Source organism: Massilia genomosp. 1, assembly GCF_011682185.1.
In the GTDB taxonomy this organism is placed as follows: Bacteria; Pseudomonadota; Gammaproteobacteria; order Burkholderiales; family Burkholderiaceae_D; genus Telluria_A; species Telluria_A rubra.
This window is the reverse complement of the sequence record NZ_WHJF01000553.1, coordinates 1-281: the sequence shown is the minus strand read 5'-3', so window position 1 is coordinate 281 and position 281 is coordinate 1. Positions and strand designations below refer to the sequence as shown.

General features: G+C 65.1%; 1 pseudogene. It reads right to left on the bottom strand.

Annotated elements, in window-relative coordinates:
- A pseudogene (locus F1735_RS34860) lies at positions 1-281 on the bottom strand (amidohydrolase family protein); the annotation flags it as partial.

Here is a 281-nt window from a genome sequence, read left to right as displayed (position 1 = left end):
GTAGGCGAACTCCTTGGCATTGTCACCGTGCGGGAACACCCCGGCGTCGGTACCGAAGGCGATTTTCACGCCGGCCTTGTAGGCGCGCGCGAAGGTGGCCTGGATCTGCGGGCCGATGGCCGCCGCCTTGGGGCGCACCAGCGGCGAATAATAATCCGGGTCTTTGGACTTGTCGGCCACGTAGCGGCCGGCCGACATGGTGGGCACGTACCAGGCGCCGTGCTTCTTGAACAGGGCGATGGCCTCGTCGTCCATCAGGGTGCCATGCTCGATCGAATCGA